At 71.5% G+C, this 16,976-nt stretch carries 14 protein-coding genes; 5 read left to right on the forward strand and 9 right to left on the reverse strand.

Annotated features, from left to right (window positions below):
• Nucleotides 1-123: 123 nt before the first annotated feature.
• Both E6U81_RS09250 and fahA read right to left on the reverse strand, forming a co-directional pair.
• Nucleotides 124-735, reverse strand: a complete 612-nt coding sequence (locus E6U81_RS09250; RefSeq protein WP_136229630.1) for a hypothetical protein — start codon at nucleotides 733-735, stop codon at nucleotides 124-126.
• Between the two features lie 140 nt (nucleotides 736-875).
• On the reverse strand, nucleotides 876-2,102 hold the full coding sequence (fahA, locus tag E6U81_RS09255) for a fumarylacetoacetase (RefSeq protein WP_136229631.1): 1,227 nt from the start codon (nucleotides 2,100-2,102) through the stop codon (nucleotides 876-878).
• 141 nt (nucleotides 2,103-2,243) lie between these two features.
• Between fahA and E6U81_RS09260 the strand changes: the two genes are divergently transcribed.
• Nucleotides 2,244-3,062 carry an HAD family hydrolase gene (locus tag E6U81_RS09260; protein WP_136229632.1) on the forward strand — a complete coding sequence of 273 codons (819 nt, stop codon included), beginning with the start codon at nucleotides 2,244-2,246 and terminating at the stop codon, nucleotides 3,060-3,062.
• A 281-nt stretch (nucleotides 3,063-3,343) separates the two neighbouring features.
• Here E6U81_RS09260 and E6U81_RS09265 read toward each other — a convergent pair whose 3' ends face one another.
• Entirely contained in the window at nucleotides 3,344-5,350 is a 2,007-nt protein-coding gene (locus tag E6U81_RS09265; RefSeq protein WP_136229633.1) for a CocE/NonD family hydrolase, read from the reverse strand.
• A gap of 33 nt (nucleotides 5,351-5,383) precedes the next feature.
• Nucleotides 5,384-6,880: a peptide MFS transporter gene (locus tag E6U81_RS09270; protein ID WP_136229634.1), complete on the reverse strand. Its 1,497-nt coding sequence runs from the start codon at nucleotides 6,878-6,880 to the stop codon at nucleotides 5,384-5,386.
• Nucleotides 6,881-7,091: 211 nt separating this feature from the next.
• On the opposite strand from E6U81_RS09270, the gene E6U81_RS09275 reads away from it, so the two are divergent.
• The 4 genes from E6U81_RS09275 to E6U81_RS09290 all read left to right on the forward strand — a co-directional run bounded on the left by E6U81_RS09275 (nucleotide 7,092) and on the right by E6U81_RS09290 (nucleotide 10,273).
• Nucleotides 7,092-8,102, forward strand: a complete 1,011-nt coding sequence (locus E6U81_RS09275) for a polyprenyl synthetase family protein (RefSeq protein ID WP_136229635.1) — start codon at nucleotides 7,092-7,094, stop codon at nucleotides 8,100-8,102.
• Between the two features lie 241 nt (nucleotides 8,103-8,343).
• On the forward strand, nucleotides 8,344-9,552 hold the full coding sequence (locus E6U81_RS09280) for a sigma-E factor regulatory protein RseB domain-containing protein (RefSeq protein ID WP_136229636.1): 1,209 nt from the start codon (nucleotides 8,344-8,346) through the stop codon (nucleotides 9,550-9,552).
• Nucleotides 9,553-9,656: 104 nt separating this feature from the next.
• The gene (locus E6U81_RS09285) at nucleotides 9,657-9,860 is read left to right on the forward strand and encodes a ribbon-helix-helix domain-containing protein (protein ID WP_225884906.1); all 204 of its coding nucleotides are present in this window, start codon (nucleotides 9,657-9,659) and stop codon (nucleotides 9,858-9,860) included.
• Nucleotides 9,857-10,273 carry a hypothetical protein gene (locus tag E6U81_RS09290; protein WP_240803730.1) on the forward strand — a complete coding sequence of 139 codons (417 nt, stop codon included), beginning with the start codon at nucleotides 9,857-9,859 and terminating at the stop codon, nucleotides 10,271-10,273. Before E6U81_RS09285 ends, E6U81_RS09290 begins: the two co-directional genes overlap by 4 nt.
• 61 nt (nucleotides 10,274-10,334) lie before the next feature.
• Here E6U81_RS09290 and E6U81_RS09295 read toward each other — a convergent pair whose 3' ends face one another.
• The 5 genes from E6U81_RS09295 to E6U81_RS09315 all read right to left on the reverse strand — a co-directional run bounded on the left by E6U81_RS09295 (nucleotide 10,335) and on the right by E6U81_RS09315 (nucleotide 16,966).
• On the reverse strand, nucleotides 10,335-11,651 hold the full coding sequence (locus tag E6U81_RS09295; RefSeq protein WP_136229638.1) for a M28 family metallopeptidase: 1,317 nt from the start codon (nucleotides 11,649-11,651) through the stop codon (nucleotides 10,335-10,337).
• Between the two features lie 226 nt (nucleotides 11,652-11,877).
• Nucleotides 11,878-12,822 (reverse strand): EamA family transporter RarD, encoded by a 945-nt coding sequence (rarD, locus tag E6U81_RS09300; RefSeq protein WP_136229639.1) that lies wholly within the window; start codon nucleotides 12,820-12,822, stop codon nucleotides 11,878-11,880.
• A gap of 134 nt (nucleotides 12,823-12,956) precedes the next feature.
• Complete coding sequence (locus E6U81_RS09305; RefSeq protein ID WP_136229640.1) at nucleotides 12,957-13,811, reverse strand: SDR family oxidoreductase; 855 nt, start codon at nucleotides 13,809-13,811, stop codon at nucleotides 12,957-12,959.
• A 139-nt stretch (nucleotides 13,812-13,950) separates the two neighbouring features.
• Nucleotides 13,951-15,030 (reverse strand): 2-oxoacid:ferredoxin oxidoreductase subunit beta, encoded by a 1,080-nt coding sequence (locus E6U81_RS09310; RefSeq protein WP_136229641.1) that lies wholly within the window; start codon nucleotides 15,028-15,030, stop codon nucleotides 13,951-13,953.
• A complete protein-coding gene (locus tag E6U81_RS09315) occupies nucleotides 15,023-16,966 on the reverse strand; it encodes a 2-oxoacid:acceptor oxidoreductase subunit alpha (protein WP_136229642.1) in 1,944 nt (647 codons plus the stop codon). The genes E6U81_RS09310 and E6U81_RS09315 overlap by 8 nt, the downstream gene beginning before the upstream one ends.
• Nucleotides 16,967-16,976: the final 10 nt, after the last annotated feature.

Consider the following 16,976-nt stretch of genomic DNA (forward strand, 5'->3'; position numbering starts at 1 on the left):
GGCGCTAACACCTCCCCGGCGAACTCCTCCAACCGGCCCCGACACTCAGCAAGCTCACCCGCCCTCATACAACCAGCGAACTACCAGACACCCACCGCGACAAGACCAGCTAACAAAGCACTACTAGTGGCCGTGCGCGTGGGCGTCGGCCGGCTTGCCCGGGACGGGGGCCTTGTACGGGCAGGTCAGGGCCGTGTTCCAGTTGTGGAAGCGGCCGGCCGGGTTCTTCTTGTACGCCCACATGTGCAGGTCGTAGTGCTTGGGCATGCCCGCCCAGTGGCCCGGCATGGGGCCGTCGAAGGGCAGACCGAACATGCTCGGCCGGTCGTCGGCGGTCTTCAGGTCCTGGTCCCGGTCGGTGGACATCCACTCCACCGTCTCCAGCCTGCGGCGGCCGTTCTTGTCCTTCTCCCGGCTGTAGAGGAGCGCGGTGGGCCTCGCGGGGTCCTTCGAACCCCAGTTGGCCTGCTTGACGTAGTGGTAGTTCATGGCGCCCACGCCGAACGGGTTGGTCATGCACTCCTGGCCCTTCGGGACGTACCCGTCCTTGATGGCCTGCCGCTCGTCCGCGTACTTGGCGGTCGCCGCCATCGCCGTCGCCATGTCCCGCATGGCCTTCGCGTTGCGCGGGTCGGGCGCGGGCCCCTCGACCCCGTGGGCCGGGGCCACGGCGGTCAGGCCGAGCGACACGGCGGCCGCGCAGGTGACGAGGGTCCTCAGGCTGCGTACGGTCATGGCGGCGGCTCCTCGCGGTGGGGATACGGGGTACGGGTTCCCGCGTCCGTCCACCATCCCGGCCCGCCCCGCGCGCCGCACGCGGCGCGCCTCCGAACGGGGGGCGTCCCGTCCGGAGGCGCGAGGTGGCCCGAGGGGAACTACTGCGCGGCGCCCGTGATGCGGCCGGTGACCTCGCCGAGGCCGACGCGCGTGCCGTCCGGGCCGGGGGCCCAGGCGGTGAGGGTGACGGTGTCCCCGTCCTCCAGGAAGGTGCGCTTGCCGTCGGCGAGCTCGATGGCGTCGCGGCCGTTCCAGGTGAGCTCCAGCAGCGAGCCGCGCTGGCCGACCTCGGGGCCGCTGACGGTGCCCGAGCCGAAGACGTCGCCGGTGCGCAGGGAGGCGCCGTTGACGGTCATGTGCGCGAGCTGCTGGGCGGCGGTCCAGTACATCGTCGAGAACGGCGGCTGCGCCACCTCCTGGCCGTTGATGGAGACGGTGATGTGCAGGTCGAAGCCGCCGGGGCGGTCGACGGCGGCGTCGTCCAGGTACGGCAGGAGCGGGAAGTCCCGAGCGGGCGGGGTGACGCGGGCGGCGTCCAGGGCCTCCAACGGCGTCACCCAGGCGGAGACGGAGGTGGCGAAGGACTTGCCGAGGAAGGGGCCGAGCGGCACGTACTCCCAGGCCTGGATGTCCCGCGCCGACCAGTCGTTGAGCAGGAACAGACCGAAGACGTGGTCCTCGAACGCGCCCAGCGGCACCGGGCGGCCCAGCTCGGACGGGGCGCCGACGACGAAGCCGACCTCGGCCTCGATGTCGAGCTTGACGGACGGGCCGAAGACGGGCGCCGGGTCGGTGGGCGCCTTGCGCTGCCCGGAGGGCCGTACGACGTCGGTCCCGGAGACCACGACGGTGCCGGAGCGGCCGTGGTAACCGATCGGCAGGTGCTTCCAGTTGGGCGTCAGCGCGTCGCCGTCCGGGCGGAACATCCGCCCGACGTTGGTGGCGTGGTGCTCGCTCGCGTAGAAGTCGACGTAGTCGGCGACCTCGTACGGCAGGTGCAGCGTGACCTCGTCCAGCGGCAGCAGGTGCGGCTCGACGGTGGGGCGGTGGCCGGGGTCGGTGACCCAGGCGGTCAGCGCGCGCCGCACGTCGCGCCAGGCGGTGCGCCCGGCGGCCAGCAGCGGGTTGAGGGAGGACCGGCCGAGCAGCCCGGCGTACGGGGAGCCGAGCGCGACCGCGGCCGCTCCCGCGTCGAGCACGTGCCCGCCGATGCGCACACCGATCCGGCGGCGTTCCTCGCCGGCGGTCGAGAAGACGCCGTAGGGGAGGTTGTGCGGCCCGAACGGGTCGCCCTCGGGGACATCGAGGGGGCTCTGCTGGGGCATGGGGTACTGCCTCGCTTTCGACGCGGTCCGGGGGTGTCCCGGGGGCTGGTTGACACGTTACGTGGCTAGGGGGGCGCGTGGGAGGCCGGATTCGCGCTCTATTTGTAGGACTTGTCCGCTGGGGTCCGTATCCTTGACGCCGTGACTTCCGCGCCACTTCCGGCCCTCCCCTATGCCTTGATCGCAACTGACCTGGACGGGACCCTGCTGTGTGCCGGGGACAGCGTTTCAGCCCGTTCTTCCGGGGCGCTCGCGGCCGCGCGCGCGGCCGGCGCCCGGCACATCATCGTCACCGGCCGTCCCGTTCCCCAGGTCCGACACGTCCTCGACGGACTCGGGTACACGGGGCTCGCGGTGTGCGCGCAGGGCGCGCAGGTGTATGACGCGGCGCGCGGCCGGCTCCTGCACTCCGTCTCCATGGACCGGGAGCTGGCGGAGGTGGCCCTCGGCAAGATCGAGGCGGAGATCGGCGAGGTCTACGCGGCGGTCAATCAGGAGGGCCTGGACGCGGAGATGCTGATGGGGCCGGGCTACCGGATGTGGCACCCGCACCTGCCGACGGTGCGGGTGGCCCGGCGCTCCGACCTGTGGTCGGCCCCGATCAACAAGGTGCTGCTCCAGCACCCGGAACTGGACGACGACGAGCTGACACGGGTGGCGCGGTCGGTGGTCGGCGACCTGGTGAACGTCACGATGGCGGGCGAGCACACGGTGGAACTCCAGCCGCCGGGCATCGACAAGGCCAGCGGTCTCGTGCGGGCGGCCGACGTCCTGGGCGTCTGCGCCACCCGCACGATCGCCTTCGGGGACATGCCGAACGACATCCCGATGTTCGCGTGGGCGGCCTGGGGGGTGGCCATGGCCAACTCCCACCCCGAGCTGGTCGCGGTGGCCGACGAGCTGACGCTGTCCAACGAGGCCGACGGCATCGCGGTGGTCCTGGAGCGGCTGTTCGGCTGACCGCCCGCCCCGGTCGCCTCCGCGAAGCCCCGGCCCCCGGCGCCCGGCCCACGGCGCCCTGCCCACGGCGCCCTGCCCCGGGCCCACGGCGCCCGGCCCGTGGCCTGCGGCTCCCGGCCCCCGGGCCCACGGCGCCCGGCCTGCGGCGCCCGGCCCGTGGCCTGCGGCTCCCGGCACCGTGCTGCGCGGCGTTGCCGGTCCGAAGAGGCCCCGTGGCGCCGGAGGCGGAGTCCCGCCTGCACGGCGGCGCCACCCGGCGGACACTGCCCGTGGGGGCCGGGTCAGCCCGCCGCGCGCGGCAGCCGGCGTTCCCACGTGCGGTGGAAGACCACCTCGCCGCCCTCCCGGCAGACCACCTCGTTCGACGTCACGAAGCCGCCCTCGTCGCAGCGGATCTCCGAGGTGGTCTCCACCCGCGCGTCCCAGCCCAGTTCCGGCCGGTGCAGCCGGATCCGCCACTGCGAGCGGGTCCGGGCCGACAGCGGGTCCCCGTCCTGGATCTCGTACACCTCCGTGGCGTCCTCGCCGTACTCCAGGCCGTCCGGGTAGACCCTGGTGCCCCCGTACCGCGGGTCCACCTCCAGCCGCCAGGTACCGCGCGCGACGTCCCGTACGACCAGCCGCTCCGGGCGCGGGTCGTCCAGGGTGGCCGGGAAGGAGACACCGAGCGGCTCCGACTGCTCGGGGGGATCGAAGACGATCCCGCCCTCCCCGGCCGGGGACGCCGCCCGGACCGGCAGGGTCACCGAGCTGCCCGCCGGGTCCAGGGTCCAGCCGGCCTCGGACCCGGCCCGCGGCCAGATCCAGGGCCAGTACGCGGAGGACACCGCGAGGCGGATCCGGTGCCCCGGCGGGAAGGCGTGGCCGATGCCGTTCAGCTCGAAGGTGACGTCCTCGTACGAGCCCACCGGCCACGGGACGGCACGGTCGCGCCCCTGGCGGGCGGACAGGTTCAGCGCGCCCCGCGTGACCAGCGTCGAGGAGCCGTCCGGGGCGACGTCGCACAGCCGGGCCACGACCTGCCCGTACGGCACGTCGAGCCGCAGCCGCAGGGTCACCGACGGCCGGCCCAGGATCTCCACCGGCTCACCGCCGCCCACCGGGAACTCGAAGCAGGCCGATTTGGCGTCCTCCTCCCGCTGGTCCGGCGGCAGGTCGGCGTCGTTGCCGAAGGGGAAGAAGCGGCCCGCGTCCAGCCCGGTGTGCTGCGGGGAGGCGACGGCCACCGGCTCGCCCTGGAACACGTACGGGACGGGGATCACGTGTGCCGAGGGCCAGGCCTCCTCGCCGACCCAGCGCCCCGGCAGCTCCTCGTACACGGTCGCCGGCGGGTGCGCTTCGCTGATCCAGGCACGCAGCAGCGGCTCGTCCATCACCCCGTTGTCGGCCCCCTTCAGCCAGTGGTCCCACCAGCGCAGGGTCTCCTGGAGGAAGCCGATCGCGGGTCCCGGCGGCAGCCCGCGGTCCGGGTACTGGTGCGACCAGGGGCCGATCAGGCCCCGGACGCGCGCCGACGGCAGGTGCCGGACCAGCCGCAGGACGGTGTCCCGGTACGGGTCGTGCCAGCCGCCGACCGCGAGCACGGCCGCGCCGATCGCCCCGTAGTCCTCGCAGACGCTGCCGTGGCGCCAGTAGGCGTCGCGGGTCTGGTGCGAGAGCCAGGTGTGGATCAGCGGTTCCACCGCCTCCAGCCGGTCCAGCCACTGCGCGCGCCAGCCGTCGCCGGCGTAGCGCGGGTCCGGCGGCCGGGCGGCGAAGGCCAGCATGGTCGCCGCCCACGCGTGCATGTCCACGGCGAGCACCGAGCCGCCCATGTAGTGCACGTCGTTGTCGTAGCGGTCGTCGGTCGAGCAGACGGTGACGACAGCCTTCAGCGGCTCGGGGGCCAGGGCGGCGATCTGGAGGGAGTTGAAGCCGCCCCACGAGATCCCGAACATCCCCACCGATCCCGTGCACCACTCCTGCGCCGCCAGCCACTCCACCACCGCGACCCCGTCGGCGAGCTCGCGGGCGTCGTACTCGTCGCCGGGCAGGCCGCCGCTGCACCCGTGCCCGCGCACGTCCACGCGTACGGAGGCGTAGCCGTGCCCCGCGTACCAGGGATGGCGCTGCCAGTCGCGCGGCGCGGTCCAGTCGGTGAGCCGGTAGGGGAGGTACTCCAGCAGGGCCGGGACGGGTTCGTCGGTCACGGGGCGCCAGATCCGCGCGTACAGCTCCACTCCGTCGGGGAGCGGGATCCGGACATCCTCGTGGGTGGTTCCGTAGGGGAACTCGGTGCGGATGATCATCGGGTTCTGCCACCAATCGCCTCGGCCGCAGCCTCAGTGGACGGGGTGCATCGTGCGCCGCAGCCACGGCGCCAGTGCGATCACGGTCAGGCCGGCCGCCACGGCCACGGCGCCGTTGACGCCGAAGTACACGGGGGTCGAGACGTGGCCGTAGACCTTGACGACCTGGGCCTGGATGCCGTTGGCCAGGGCGAGGGAGAGGAACCAGAGCGCCATCGTCTGGCTGCGGTAGGCCCTCGGCGCGAGTTTGGAGGTGGCCGACATGCCCGAGGTCTCCAGGAGGACGTCGCCGAGGCCGAGGAGCAGGTAGGAGCCGACGATCCACCAGGCGGCCATCGTGTACGCGTCCCCGTCGCGGCCCGACGTCGGGATCACCATCAGCAGGAAGGACAGGCCGCCCAGCACCACCCCGATGGCGATCTTGTTGGAGGCGTGCGGCTGGCGGTGGCCCATCCTGGCCCAGAGCGCGGCGACGACGGGGGCCAGCGCGACCTCGAAGGCGCCGAGCGCCGAGGCGTACCAGCTCGCCGGGAAGTCGAAGCCGAGGATCGTGGTCTCGGCGTTGGTGGAGGCCAGCAGCATCATCGTCGAGTAGGCCTGGAAGAGGATGAAGTTGAAGGCGACCGAGGCCAGGAAGAGGACCACGTACGGGCGCAGCCGTCCGCGCTCCTCGGCCGTCACCCGGGGGCTGCGGAACATCACCGCGAAGTAGGCCACCGGGGCGACGACCGAGACGAGGGTGAGCAGGTCGACGAAGCGGTCCATCGTCAGCCACCCGGCGACCGCCAGAAGGGTGGCGATGGCGGCGGCGGCGAGGAGGCCGCCGGTGATCCACCACACGGCGCGGCGCATCGCGTCGGGTGCGAGGGCGTATTCGGCGGAGCGCTTGCGCCCGGCCAGGTGGCGGCGGCCGAGGACGTACTGGACCAGGCCGGCGGTCATGCCGACGGCGGCGGCGGAGAAGCCCCAGTGCCAGCCCTTGTGCTCGCCGAGCCAGCCGGTGACCAGCGGTCCGGCGAAGGCGCCGATGTTGATGGCCATGTAGTAGAGGGCGAAGCCGGCGTCGCGCCGGTCGTCGTCCGTGCGGTACAGCTTGCCGACCATGGTGGCCACGTTGGGCTTGAGGAGGCCGGTGCCGGCGCTGATCAGGCCGAGGCCGGTCCAGGTCATGGCGGTGGCGGGCACGGCCATGGCGTAGTGGCCGCAGGCGATGAGGATGCCGCCCCACAGGACGGCCCGGTAGGAGCCGAGCATCCGGTCGGCGAGCCATCCGCCGGCGACGGAGACGAGGTAGACCATGGTCCCGTAGGCCGCGGCGACGGAGGCGGCGGTGCCCGGGGCCATGCCCAGGCCGCCGTCCGCCACGGTGTCGGCGAAGTAGAGGACGAGGATGGCCTGCATGCCGAGGAAGGAGAACCGCTCCCAGACCTCCAGCCCGGAGAGGGTCGCGAGGCCCCGCGGGTGGCCGAGGAAGGCGTGGTCGTCCCCGGGCGGTGGCTGGTCGGCCGACGGCTCCGCGGGTTCGTCCATCTCGGTCGCAGTTCTGGGCAAAACGTACTCTCCGGTTGTTTTGGCTCCTCCCGAACATACCGGTGCTCATCGGGCAGTGTGGGGAGGGTGGCCGGGAAGGCCCTCTCGGTGATCGAAAACAGACCCGATACGCTGGCTTGAGTGATGGCAGCGACACATCGACAATCCATGTGATCGTCAGCGTGATCGTCAGCAGACAGGAGTACCCCTCGTGACCGTCGTCGGGCCGTTCGGACTGAGCGTGCGGGACCAGGCTCTTGAGACCGATGTCCAGGCCGGACTGGCCGCCGTCGAGGCGGGTCTGCTGGAAGCCACCAAGAGCGAAGTCCCCTTCATCACCGAGGCCGCACAGCACCTGGTGCGCGCCGGAGGCAAGCGGTTCCGGCCGCTGCTCGTCATGCTCGCGTCCCGTTTCGGCGACCCCTACGCGCCCGGGATCGTCCCGTCCGCCGTGGTGGTCGAGCTCACCCACCTGGCGACGCTCTATCACGACGACGTCATGGACGAGGCGGACGTGCGCCGCGGTGTGGAGAGCGCCAACGCCCGCTGGGGCAACTCGGTTGCCGTCCTCACGGGTGACTTCCTCTTCGCCCGTGCCTCGCACATCCTGGCCGACCTCGGGCCGGAGGCCGTACGCATCCAGGCGGAGGCCTTCGAGCGGCTCGTGACGGGCCAGATCCTGGAGACGGCCGGTCCGCGCGACGGCCGCGACCCCGTCGCCCACTACCTCGACGTCATCGCCGGCAAGACCGGCTCGCTGATCGCGGTCTCCGGCCGCTTCGGCGCGCTGATGTCCGGCGCCGACGAGTCGGTCGTCGACATCCTGACCCAGTACGGAGAGCGGCTCGGCACCGCCTTCCAGCTCGCCGACGACGTCCTCGACATCGCCTCCGACGCGCACGAGTCCGGCAAGACCCCGGGCACCGACCTGCGCGAGGGCATCCCGACGCTGCCCGTGCTGCGGCTGCGCGAGATGGCCGCGCGGGACGGCCGTCCGGAGGACCTGGAACTCGTCGAACTGCTGGACGGCGACCTGACGGACGACGCCCGCCACGCCGAGGTGCTCACCCGGCTGCGGGCGCACCCCGCCCTGGAGCAGGCCCGCCGCGACACCGTCCGGTACGCGGAGGACGCGCGGGCCACGCTCGCGCCGCTGCCCGAGTGCTTCGCGAAGGCGGCTCTGGAGGAGCTGTGCGACGCGGTGGTGCACCGCGCGGGCTGACGGCCTCACGCCGGGCGCCCGCGCCCGAGGACACCGGACGGGCCCTCCGCCCGCCGACCCCTACGGGTCGGGGGAGGAGGGCCCCTTCCGTGTCATCCCACGGTCGTACGTCCAGTTGCTTCCGGGGACTGACGCCCCGACGCCGCCGATTTGGTCAGATGGAGTCATCAAACCCCACCAGATCGGGTGAGCGCGGCGACATGCGGATCGCCGCCGTCGACACAGAGGGCAGGGCACTGACATGGCAGCGAACACGAAGACTTCTCGCAAGGTCGCCCGGTACGCAGTACCGGTGGCGGTGGCGGGCGTCGCCGCGGCGACCGTGGCGATGGTCCCGGCCTTCGCCAACGCCGGCGGGCCCGACCTGCCCAAGGTGACGGCGCAGCAGCTGATCGAGAAGGTCGCCGCCTCGGACGTGGAGCAGCTGTCGGGCACGGCGAAGATCAGCACCGACCTGGGCCTGCCGAAGATCGCGTCCGGCCTGCTCGGCGGCGGCGGTGTCACGGGCGGCTCGGCGAACCCGGAGGACAAGGTCGCGCAGCTGGCGAACGGCACGCACACCCTCCGCGTCGCGGCCGACGGCGAGGACCGCCAGAAGCTCACCTTCCTGGACGGCAAGGACGAGTACAGCCTCATCCACAACGGCGACGACGTGTGGGGCTACGACTCCAAGTCGAACGAGGTCTTCCACGAGAAGGCGTCCCCGTCGGACCAGCGCGCCGGCCAGGGCAAGGAGCACAAGACCGGCGACCGGATGAACGCCTCCCCCCAGAAGCTGGCCGAGGAGATCCTCGCGGCCGCCGGCCCCACCACGGACGTCAGCGTCGGCGAGACCGCGCAGGTGGCCGGGCGCGACGCCTACCAGCTGGTGCTCAAGCCCAAGCAGGCCGGCTCGACCGTCGGATCGGTGCAGATCGCGGTGGACGCCAAGAACGGCGTGCCGCTGCGCGTGCAGCTGCTCTCGGCCCAGGGCGGCAAGCCGATCGTGGACGCCGGCTTCACCAAGGTGGACTTCGCCAAGCCGTCCGCCGACACCTTCACCTTCACCCCGCCCAAGGGCGCCAAGGTGACCGAGGGCGCGGACGGCCACGGCAAGGGCGACAAGGACGGCGCGTTCAAGGCGCTGGAGTCCTTCCCGGGTCTGGACGGGCTGGCCGGCGGTCCGGGCGGCAAGGGCGACGTGAAGGTGCTCGGCGAGGGCTGGGCCACGATCGCGCGGATCGACTCCGGCGCCGGCAAGAGCCTCAAGGACCTGGAGAACGACAAGAACGCCCCGAAGGAGGCCAAGCAGTTCCTCGACTCCCTCGGGGACAAGGTCAACGGGTCGTTCGGTGAGGGCCGCGTCCTGTCGACCCGCCTGTTCAACGTCCTGGTCACCGACGACGGCAAGGTCTACGCCGGCGCGGTCACCAAGGACGCGCTGGTGAAGGCCGCCGACGCCAACAAGTAGCCGTACCGGTCACGGGCGACCGAGGGTGGGCGGGGACTGTGTCCCTGCCCACCCTTGCTGCGTTACTGCTGCCCGTACAGCGCGGCCGCTGTACGGTGTTGGGCATGTCGAGACACGTCACCATCCGCCTGGACGAAGAGTTCCACGAGCGCCTCAAGGCGCGCGCGGCGGCGCTGGGGACGACGGTCACCGCGCTGATCACCGAGGTCACCGAACGCGAACTCGACGAGGACCGGAAGAACTTCCTCTCCGGCATAGAGGAGTTCGCCGATCACTGGGGCTACTTCCAGGAGCGGTTCGGCAATTGAAGATCACCATGGAGTGGGCCTGGACCGCTCTGGCCCACCATCTCCCGTCAGATCCCGCGGTGTGGGATCCCTCCGGGGTGGCCGCCGCGGTCGCCCGGCACCAGAACGACCTGGTCCTGGTGCCAGAACAGCCCGCCCCGGACACCGCGTGGCGGGCCGCCGCGTTTCTGCACACCCTCGCGGTCTGCCCGGCGCTGGAATCGCCGATGAACGAGTTCTACGCGGCCGCGGCGACCCGCTCGTACCTGCGGGTGGCCGGAGCCGCGAAACTGCCTTCGCCGGAGGAGCTCGGCGATCTGGTCGAGGCGGCGAAGCTGGGCCGCGCGGACGTCGCGGCCGTGGCCGAGGAGCTGCGGGCCCGTATGAAGGAGCCGCTGGAGGCCTCGTCCCGGGGCCGCGCCGAGGACGGCTGAGCTCCGGCACGATCCGCGCGGATCATGCCGGAGCCCTGGGGAGACCGGGAGGGCCGGCCGCCTAGAAGGTGATCTTCCAGCTGTTGATGTAGCCGACGTCCTGTGCGGCCGCGTCCTTGACCCGGAGGTTCCAGGTCCCGTTCGCGACCTCGCTGGAGGCGTTGACGGTGTACGAGCCCACGATGTTGTCGGCGCTGCCGCCGGAGCGGTTGTGCAGGTTGTAGACCGTGCCGTCCGGGGCGACCAGGTCGACCACCAGGTCACCGCGGTAGGTGTGGACGATGTTCACGTCCACCTTGGTGGTGGCCGGGGCGTTGCCCGCGACACCCGAGACCGCGATCGGCGAGTTGACCGCGGCGGCGGGGGAGTCCGGGATGTTCACGTCCGCCGTGTTCTCGAAGGACGGGCCGGGCGGGACCGGGGTGGAGGCGCCCAGGTTCCAGATCGCGTAGGCGACGGCGTCCGAGTTGCGGTCCAGGGCGGTGTCGTTGATGTTCGCCGTGTTGTCGCAGGAGGAGTGGTAGCAGCGGTCGAAGGACTGGCCGGCGGTGCCGCCCCACTTCTGCGCCTGTGCGGAGGACTTGGTGTTGCTGGCCCCGGTGAACAGGCCGCCGACCGGTATGCCCACGTTCTTGAAGGAGGCGTGGTCGGAGCGGCCGTCGCCCTCGGTCTCGATCTCGGTCGGGACGCCGATGCCCGCGTAGTAGTTCTTGAAGGTCTGCTCGATCGTCGGGTCGTCGTCGTAGACGAAGTAGCCCGGGTTCGGCGAGCCGATCATGTCGAAGTTCAGGTACCCGGCGAACTTGGCCCGCTCGGCTGTCGGCAGGTTGTTGACGTAGTACTTCGACCCGACCAGGCCCAGCTCCTCCGCGCCCCACCAGCCGAAGCGCAGGTGCTTGGTGGGCTGCAGCCCGGCCCTGGAGACGGCGAGGGCCGTCTCCAGGACGGCCGCGCTGCCGGAGCCGTTGTCGTTGATGCCCGCGCCCGAGGTGACGGAGTCGAGGTGCGCGCCGGCCATCAGGACGGAGTTGGGGTCGCCGCCCGGCCAGTCGGCGATCAGGTTGTAGCCGGTGGCGCCGCTGGAGGTGAAGGTCTGCAGCGTCGTGGTGAAGCCCGCGGCGTCGAGCTTGGCCTTCACGTAGTCGATCGAGGCCTTGTAGCCGGCCCGGCCGTGGGCGCGGTTGCCGCCGTTGTTGGCGGCGATCGTCGAGAGCTGCGACAGGTGGGCCTTGACGTTGGCCAGCGGGATGTCGGGTGGGGTCGGCGCCGCGGCGACCGCCGTGGGGGCGGCGAGTGCGGCGGGGGCGGCGGAGGCGAACAGGCCGGCGACCGCGAGGGCGGTCACGGCAGCGAGGCGCCGGGAGACGGACAGGCTCATGTGGGGGCTCCGGGATTCCGCTGGGGATATGACGGAACGAGCGAGATAGAGCATGTGAGCGTTAGTGCGTCAGTGCGAGCCTGATGGTCAGCGAGAGTGTGACTGTCCGTCAAGACCTCAATTCGGTCATGGTAGTTCGGAAAACGGACGATCCCCGGTACGGAGGGTCCGTACCGGGGATCGTGAGGGCGGAGCGTTTGCTGTTGCGGGCCCTGCGGGCGGTTCGTTACGCGGGTTCGCGGGCGGGCGCCGGGGCGACCACGGGGGCCGCCGACAGCCGGGTCCGGGAGCGTCGCGCCGTCCGCAGCGCGTCCCAGGTCAGGAGGGCCAGCGCGGCCCACACCAGGGAGAAGCCGGCCCAGCGCTCGGGCGGCATGGCCTCGTGGAAGTACAGGACGCCGAGCCCGAACTGGAACACCGGGGCCATGTACTGGAGCAGCCCGAGGGTCGACAGCGGGACCCGGATGGCGGCCGCCCCGAAGAGCACCAGCGGGATGGCCGTGACCAGGCCGGTCGCGGCCAGCAGCAGCGCGTGGCCGACGCCCTGCGAGGTGAAGCTGGACTGCCCCTGCGCGCCCAGCCACAGCAGGTAGCCGAGGGCCGGCAGGAACAGCATGGCCGTCTCGGCGGCCAGCGACTCCAGCCCGCCCATGTTGAGCTTCTTCTTGATCAGGCCGTACGTCGCGAAGGAGCAGGCCAGGACCAGCGAGATCCACGGCGGCCGCCCGTAGCCGATGGCGAGCACGAGCACGGCGACGAAGCTGAGGCCGACGGCCACCCACTGCGCGCGGCGCAGCCGCTCACCCAGGACCAGCACGCCCATCGCGATGCTGACCAGCGGGTTGATGAAGTAGCCGAGGCTCGATTCGACGACGTGGCCGTTGTTGACCGACCAGATGTACAGGCCCCAGTTCACGCTGATCACCGACGCGGCCAGCGCGGTCAGGCCCAGCTTGCGCGGCTGCCGCAGCAGCTCGCGTATCCAGCCCCAGCGGCGCACCGCGAGCAGCGCCAGCCCGACCACGGCCAGGGACCACGTCATGCGGTGGGCGAGGATCTCGACGGCTCCGGCAGGCATCAGGAGCGGCCAGAAGAGGGGGACCAGCCCCCACATCCCGTAGGCGCCGAATCCGTAGAGCAAACCCGTGCGCTGCTCGTTCTGTGCCTTCACGGGGCCTCCTGTGCGACTTCCAGCCAACTTCACGACGGTATCGCCGCGCGGCCCAGATGTCATGCCCGTCATTGCGAGATACTCATGACATCTTCCAGGGGCGCCGGGTCCGATGGATGCGCGGGCCGCCCGGGTCAGGCCAGTGCGGCGCCGATCGCCTCGGCGACCGGGGTCGTCGGCCGTCCGATCAGCCGGGCGAGGTCCCCACCGGTACCGGCCAGCCGGCCGCGCGCGATCGCCGCGTCCACGTCGACGATGATCGCCGCGAAGCCCTCGGGCACCCCGGCGCCCGTCAGGATCTTCAGGTGTTCGTCGGCCGGGACCTCGGTGTACGCGATCTCCTTGCCGCTCTGCGCCGACACCTCGGCCGCGTACTCCGCGAGGCTCCACGCGGTGTCGCCGGAGAGCTCGTAGATCGCGTCGAGGTGCCCCTCGCCGGTGAGCACGACGGCCGCGGCGGCCGCGTAGTCGGCGCGCCCCGCCGAGGCGATCCGGCCCTCGCCCGCGCTGCCCACGACCGCTCCGTGCCCGAGGGTGGACGGCAGGTCGCGGGTGTAGTTCTCGTGGTACCAGCCGTTGCGCAGGAAGGTGTACGGGAGCCCGGAGGTGAGGACGGCCTGTTCGGTGGCGGTGTGCTCGGCGGCCAGCTCGAAGTCGGCCTCCGGGCCGCCGAGTATGCCGGTGTAGGCCAGCTGTGCCACGCCCGCCGCCTTCGCCGCGTCGATCACGGCGGTGTGCTGCGCGACGCGCCGCCCGATCTCGTTGCCGGAGATCAGCAGCACCCGGTCGCCGGGCTCGAAGGCGCGCGCCAGGGCCGCCGGGTCGCCGTAGTCGGCGACGCGCACCTCGACCCCGCGTGCGGCCAGATCGGCGGCCTTCTCCTCGTTGCGGACGACGACGGCGACGCGGTCGGCGGGGATGCGTGCCAGCAGTTCCTCGACGACGAGTCGGCCGAGGGCTCCGGTGGCGGCGGTGACGACGATGCTCATGGGTGCTCTCCTCGTGGGACGACAGCACCAGCCTACGGTAAGCGCTAACTTTTAGAAAGCGCTGCGGTGGAGGGGGTGCATGCCGAAGCCCGGGCCCCTGAGGGGTCCGGGCTTCCGGCGGCCGTGTCGCGCGGGCGGGTCAGCCGACGACGGTCCAGGTGTCGCTCCCGTTCAACAGCGCGCCCAGGTCGCCCTTGCCGCTGCGGTCGATGGCCGCGTCCAGCTGGTCGGCCATGAGCGTGTCGTAGACCGGCCGTTCGACGCTGCGGAAGACGCCGATCGGCGTCCGGTGCAGGGTGTCCGGGTCGGCGAGGCGGGAGAGCGCGAACGCCGTCGTGGGGCTGGCGGTCCGGGCGTCGTGGACCAGGACCTGTCCCTCGTTGGCGGGGGTCACATCGACGACCTCCAGGTCCCCGGTGGCCTGATTGCGCACCACGCCCTTCTCGTCGTCCGCGCCGAAGCGGATCGGCCGGCCGTGCTCCAGCCTGATCACCGCTTCGCGCGCCTGGTCCCTGTCCTTGAGGACTTCGAAGGCGCCGTCGTTGAAGATGTTGCAGTTCTGGTAGATCTCGACGAGCGCCGTGCCCTGGTGGTCGGCCGCCTGGCGCAGCACCTCGGTGAGGTGCTTGCGGTCGGAGTCGACGGTGCGGGCGACGAACGAGGCCTCGGCGCCGATCGCCAGCGACACCGGGTTGAAGGGCGCGTCGAGCGAGCCCATCGGCGTCGACTTGGTGATCTTGCCGACCTCGGAGGTGGGGGAGTACTGGCCCTTGGTCAGCCCGTAGATCCGGTTGTTGAAGAGCAGGATCTTCAGGTTGACGTTGCGGCGCAGGGCGTGGATCAGGTGGTTGCCGCCGATGGACAGCGCGTCGCCGTCACCCGTTACCACCCACACCGACAGGTCGCGGCGGGAGGTCGCGAGGCCCGTCGCGATGGCGGGGGCGCGGCCGTGGATCGAGTGCATCCCGTAGGTGTTCATGTAGTACGGGAAGCGGGAGGAGCATCCGATGCCGGAGACGAAGACGATGTTCTCCTTCGCCAGCCCCAGCTCGGGCATGAAGCCCTGGACGGCGGCGAGCACGGCGTAGTCGCCGCAGCCCGGGCACCAGCGGACCTCCTGGTCCGACTTGAAGTCCTTCATCGACTGCTTGCTCTCGGCCTTGGGTACCAGCGAGAGCAGGGTCCGCGCCCCGTCGGTCGCCTCCGTCACCTCAGTCATCGATGGCCTCCTTGAGAACCGTGGCGAGCTGCTCGGCCTTGAACGGCATTCCGTTGACCTGGTTGTACGACTGGGCGTCGACCAGGTATTTCGCCCGGATCAGGGTGGCGAGCTGCCCGAGGTTCATCTCCGGCACCACTACCTTCTCGTAACGCTCCAGGACCTCGCCGAGATTCCTGGGGAAGGGGTTGAGGTGGCGCAGGTGGGCCTGCGCGACGGGGAGTCCGGCGCCCCGGACCCGGCGGACCGCGGCGGTGATGGGGCCGTAGGTGGAACCCCAGCCGAGGACCAGGGTGCCGGCGCCGTCCGGGTCGTCGACGTCGAGTTCGGGCACCTCGATGCCGTCGACCTTGGCCTGGCGGGTGCGGACCATGAAGTCGTGGTTGGCCGGGTCGTAGGAGATGTTCCCCGCGCCGTCCTGTTTCTCGATGCCGCCGATGCGGTGTTCCAGGCCGGGGGTGCCGGGGACCGCCCAGGGCCGGGCCAGGGTCTGCGGATCCCGCTTGTAGGGCCAGAAGACGTCGGTGCCGTCGGCGAGCGTGTGGTTCGTGGCGGCGGCGAACTTGACCTTCAGGTCCGGCAGGTCCGCGACCTCCGGGATCCGCCACGGCTCGGACCCGTTGGCGAGGTAGCCGTCGGAGAGCAGGAAGACCGGAGTCCGGTAGGTGAGCGCGATCCGGGCCGCGTCGAGGGCGGCGTCGAAGCAGTCCGCCGGCGTCCGCGGCGCCACGATCGGGACCGGCGCCTCGCCGTTGCGGCCGTACATGGCCTGGAGCAGGTCCGCCTGCTCGGTCTTCGTGGGCAGGCCGGTCGAGGGGCCGCCGCGCTGGATGTCCACGATCAGCAGCGGGAGTTCCAGCGACACCGCGAGGCCGATCGTCTCCGACTTGAGCGCCACGCCCGGCCCGGAGGTGGTGGTGACCCCGAGCGCCCCGCCGAAGGCCGCGCCGAGCGCCGCCCCGATGCCGGCGATCTCGTCCTCGGCCTGGAAGGTCCGTACGCCGAAGTTCTTGTGCTTCGACAGCTCGTGCAGGATGTCCGACGCCGGGGTGATGGGGTAGGAGCCCAGGTAGAGGGGCAGGTCGGCCTGCTGGCTCGCGGCGATGAGCCCGTAGGAGAGGGCCAGGTTCCCGGAGATGTTGCGGTAGGTGCCGGTGGGGAAGGCCTGGGTCGCGGGCGCCACCTCGTAGGAGACGGCGAAGTCCTCCGTCGTCTCGCCGAAGTTCCAACCGGCCCGGAAGGCGACGATGTTCGCCTCGGCGATCTCGGGCTTCTTCGCGAACTTCTGCCGCAGGAAGCTCTCCGTGGCCTCGGTGGGCCGGTGGTACATCCACGACAGCAGGCCCAGCGCGAACATGTTCTTGCTGCGCTCGGCCTCTTTGCGGGAGAGCCCGAAGTCCTTCAGCGCCTCCACCGTCAGCGTGGTCAGCGGCACCGGGTGCAGGTTGTAGGCGGCCAGCGAGCCGTCTTCCAGCGGCGAGGTCTCGTACCCCACCTTGGCCATGGGGCGCTTGGTGAACTCGTCCGTGTTGACGATGATCTCCGCGCCGCGCGGTACGTCGGCGATGTTGGCCTTCAGAGCGGCCGGGTTCATCGCCACCAGCACGTTCGGGGCGTCGCCCGGCGTCAGGATGTCGTGGTCGGCGAAGTGGAGCTGGAAGGAGGAGACGCCCGGCAGGGTGCCGGCGGGGGCGCGGATCTCGGCCGGGAAGTTCGGCAGCGTCGACAGGTCGTTCCCGAACGACGCCGTCTCCGAGGTGAACCGGTCACCGGTGAGCTGCATACCGTCACCGGAGTCACCCGCGAACCGGATGATCACCCGATCGAGGCGCCGTACTTCCTTGCCGTCCGGACTCCCCGGAGTGCGCTGTCCACCGACAACCGCACCCCCGGACCCGTCGGCCTGTTCCGCTGGGCTGCTGACCTGGCTGGTCACTGAACCGGAC

Origin of the sequence: Streptomyces sp. A0592, from assembly GCF_004795115.1 — a bacterium.
GTDB lineage: Bacteria > Actinomycetota > Actinomycetes > Streptomycetales > Streptomycetaceae > Streptomyces > Streptomyces erythrochromogenes.

Coding starts and splice junctions, on each gene's coding strand:
- E6U81_RS09250 (WP_136229630.1), bottom strand. CDS start 735: ATGACCGTACGCAGCCTGAGGACCCTCGTCACCTGCGCGGCCGCCGTG.
- fahA (WP_136229631.1), bottom strand. CDS start 2,102: ATGCCCCAGCAGAGCCCCCTCGATGTCCCCGAGGGCGACCCGTTCGGG.
- E6U81_RS09265 (WP_136229633.1), bottom strand. CDS start 5,350: ATGATCATCCGCACCGAGTTCCCCTACGGAACCACCCACGAGGATGTC.
- E6U81_RS09270 (WP_136229634.1), bottom strand. CDS start 6,880: ATGGACGAACCCGCGGAGCCGTCGGCCGACCAGCCACCGCCCGGGGAC.
- E6U81_RS09280 (WP_136229636.1), top strand. CDS start 8,344: ATGGCAGCGAACACGAAGACTTCTCGCAAGGTCGCCCGGTACGCAGTA.
- E6U81_RS09285 (WP_225884906.1), top strand. CDS start 9,657: ATGTCGAGACACGTCACCATCCGCCTGGACGAAGAGTTCCACGAGCGC.
- E6U81_RS09295 (WP_136229638.1), bottom strand. CDS start 11,651: ATGAGCCTGTCCGTCTCCCGGCGCCTCGCTGCCGTGACCGCCCTCGCG.
- E6U81_RS09305 (WP_136229640.1), bottom strand. CDS start 13,811: ATGAGCATCGTCGTCACCGCCGCCACCGGAGCCCTCGGCCGACTCGTC.
- E6U81_RS09310 (WP_136229641.1), bottom strand. CDS start 15,030: ATGACTGAGGTGACGGAGGCGACCGACGGGGCGCGGACCCTGCTCTCG.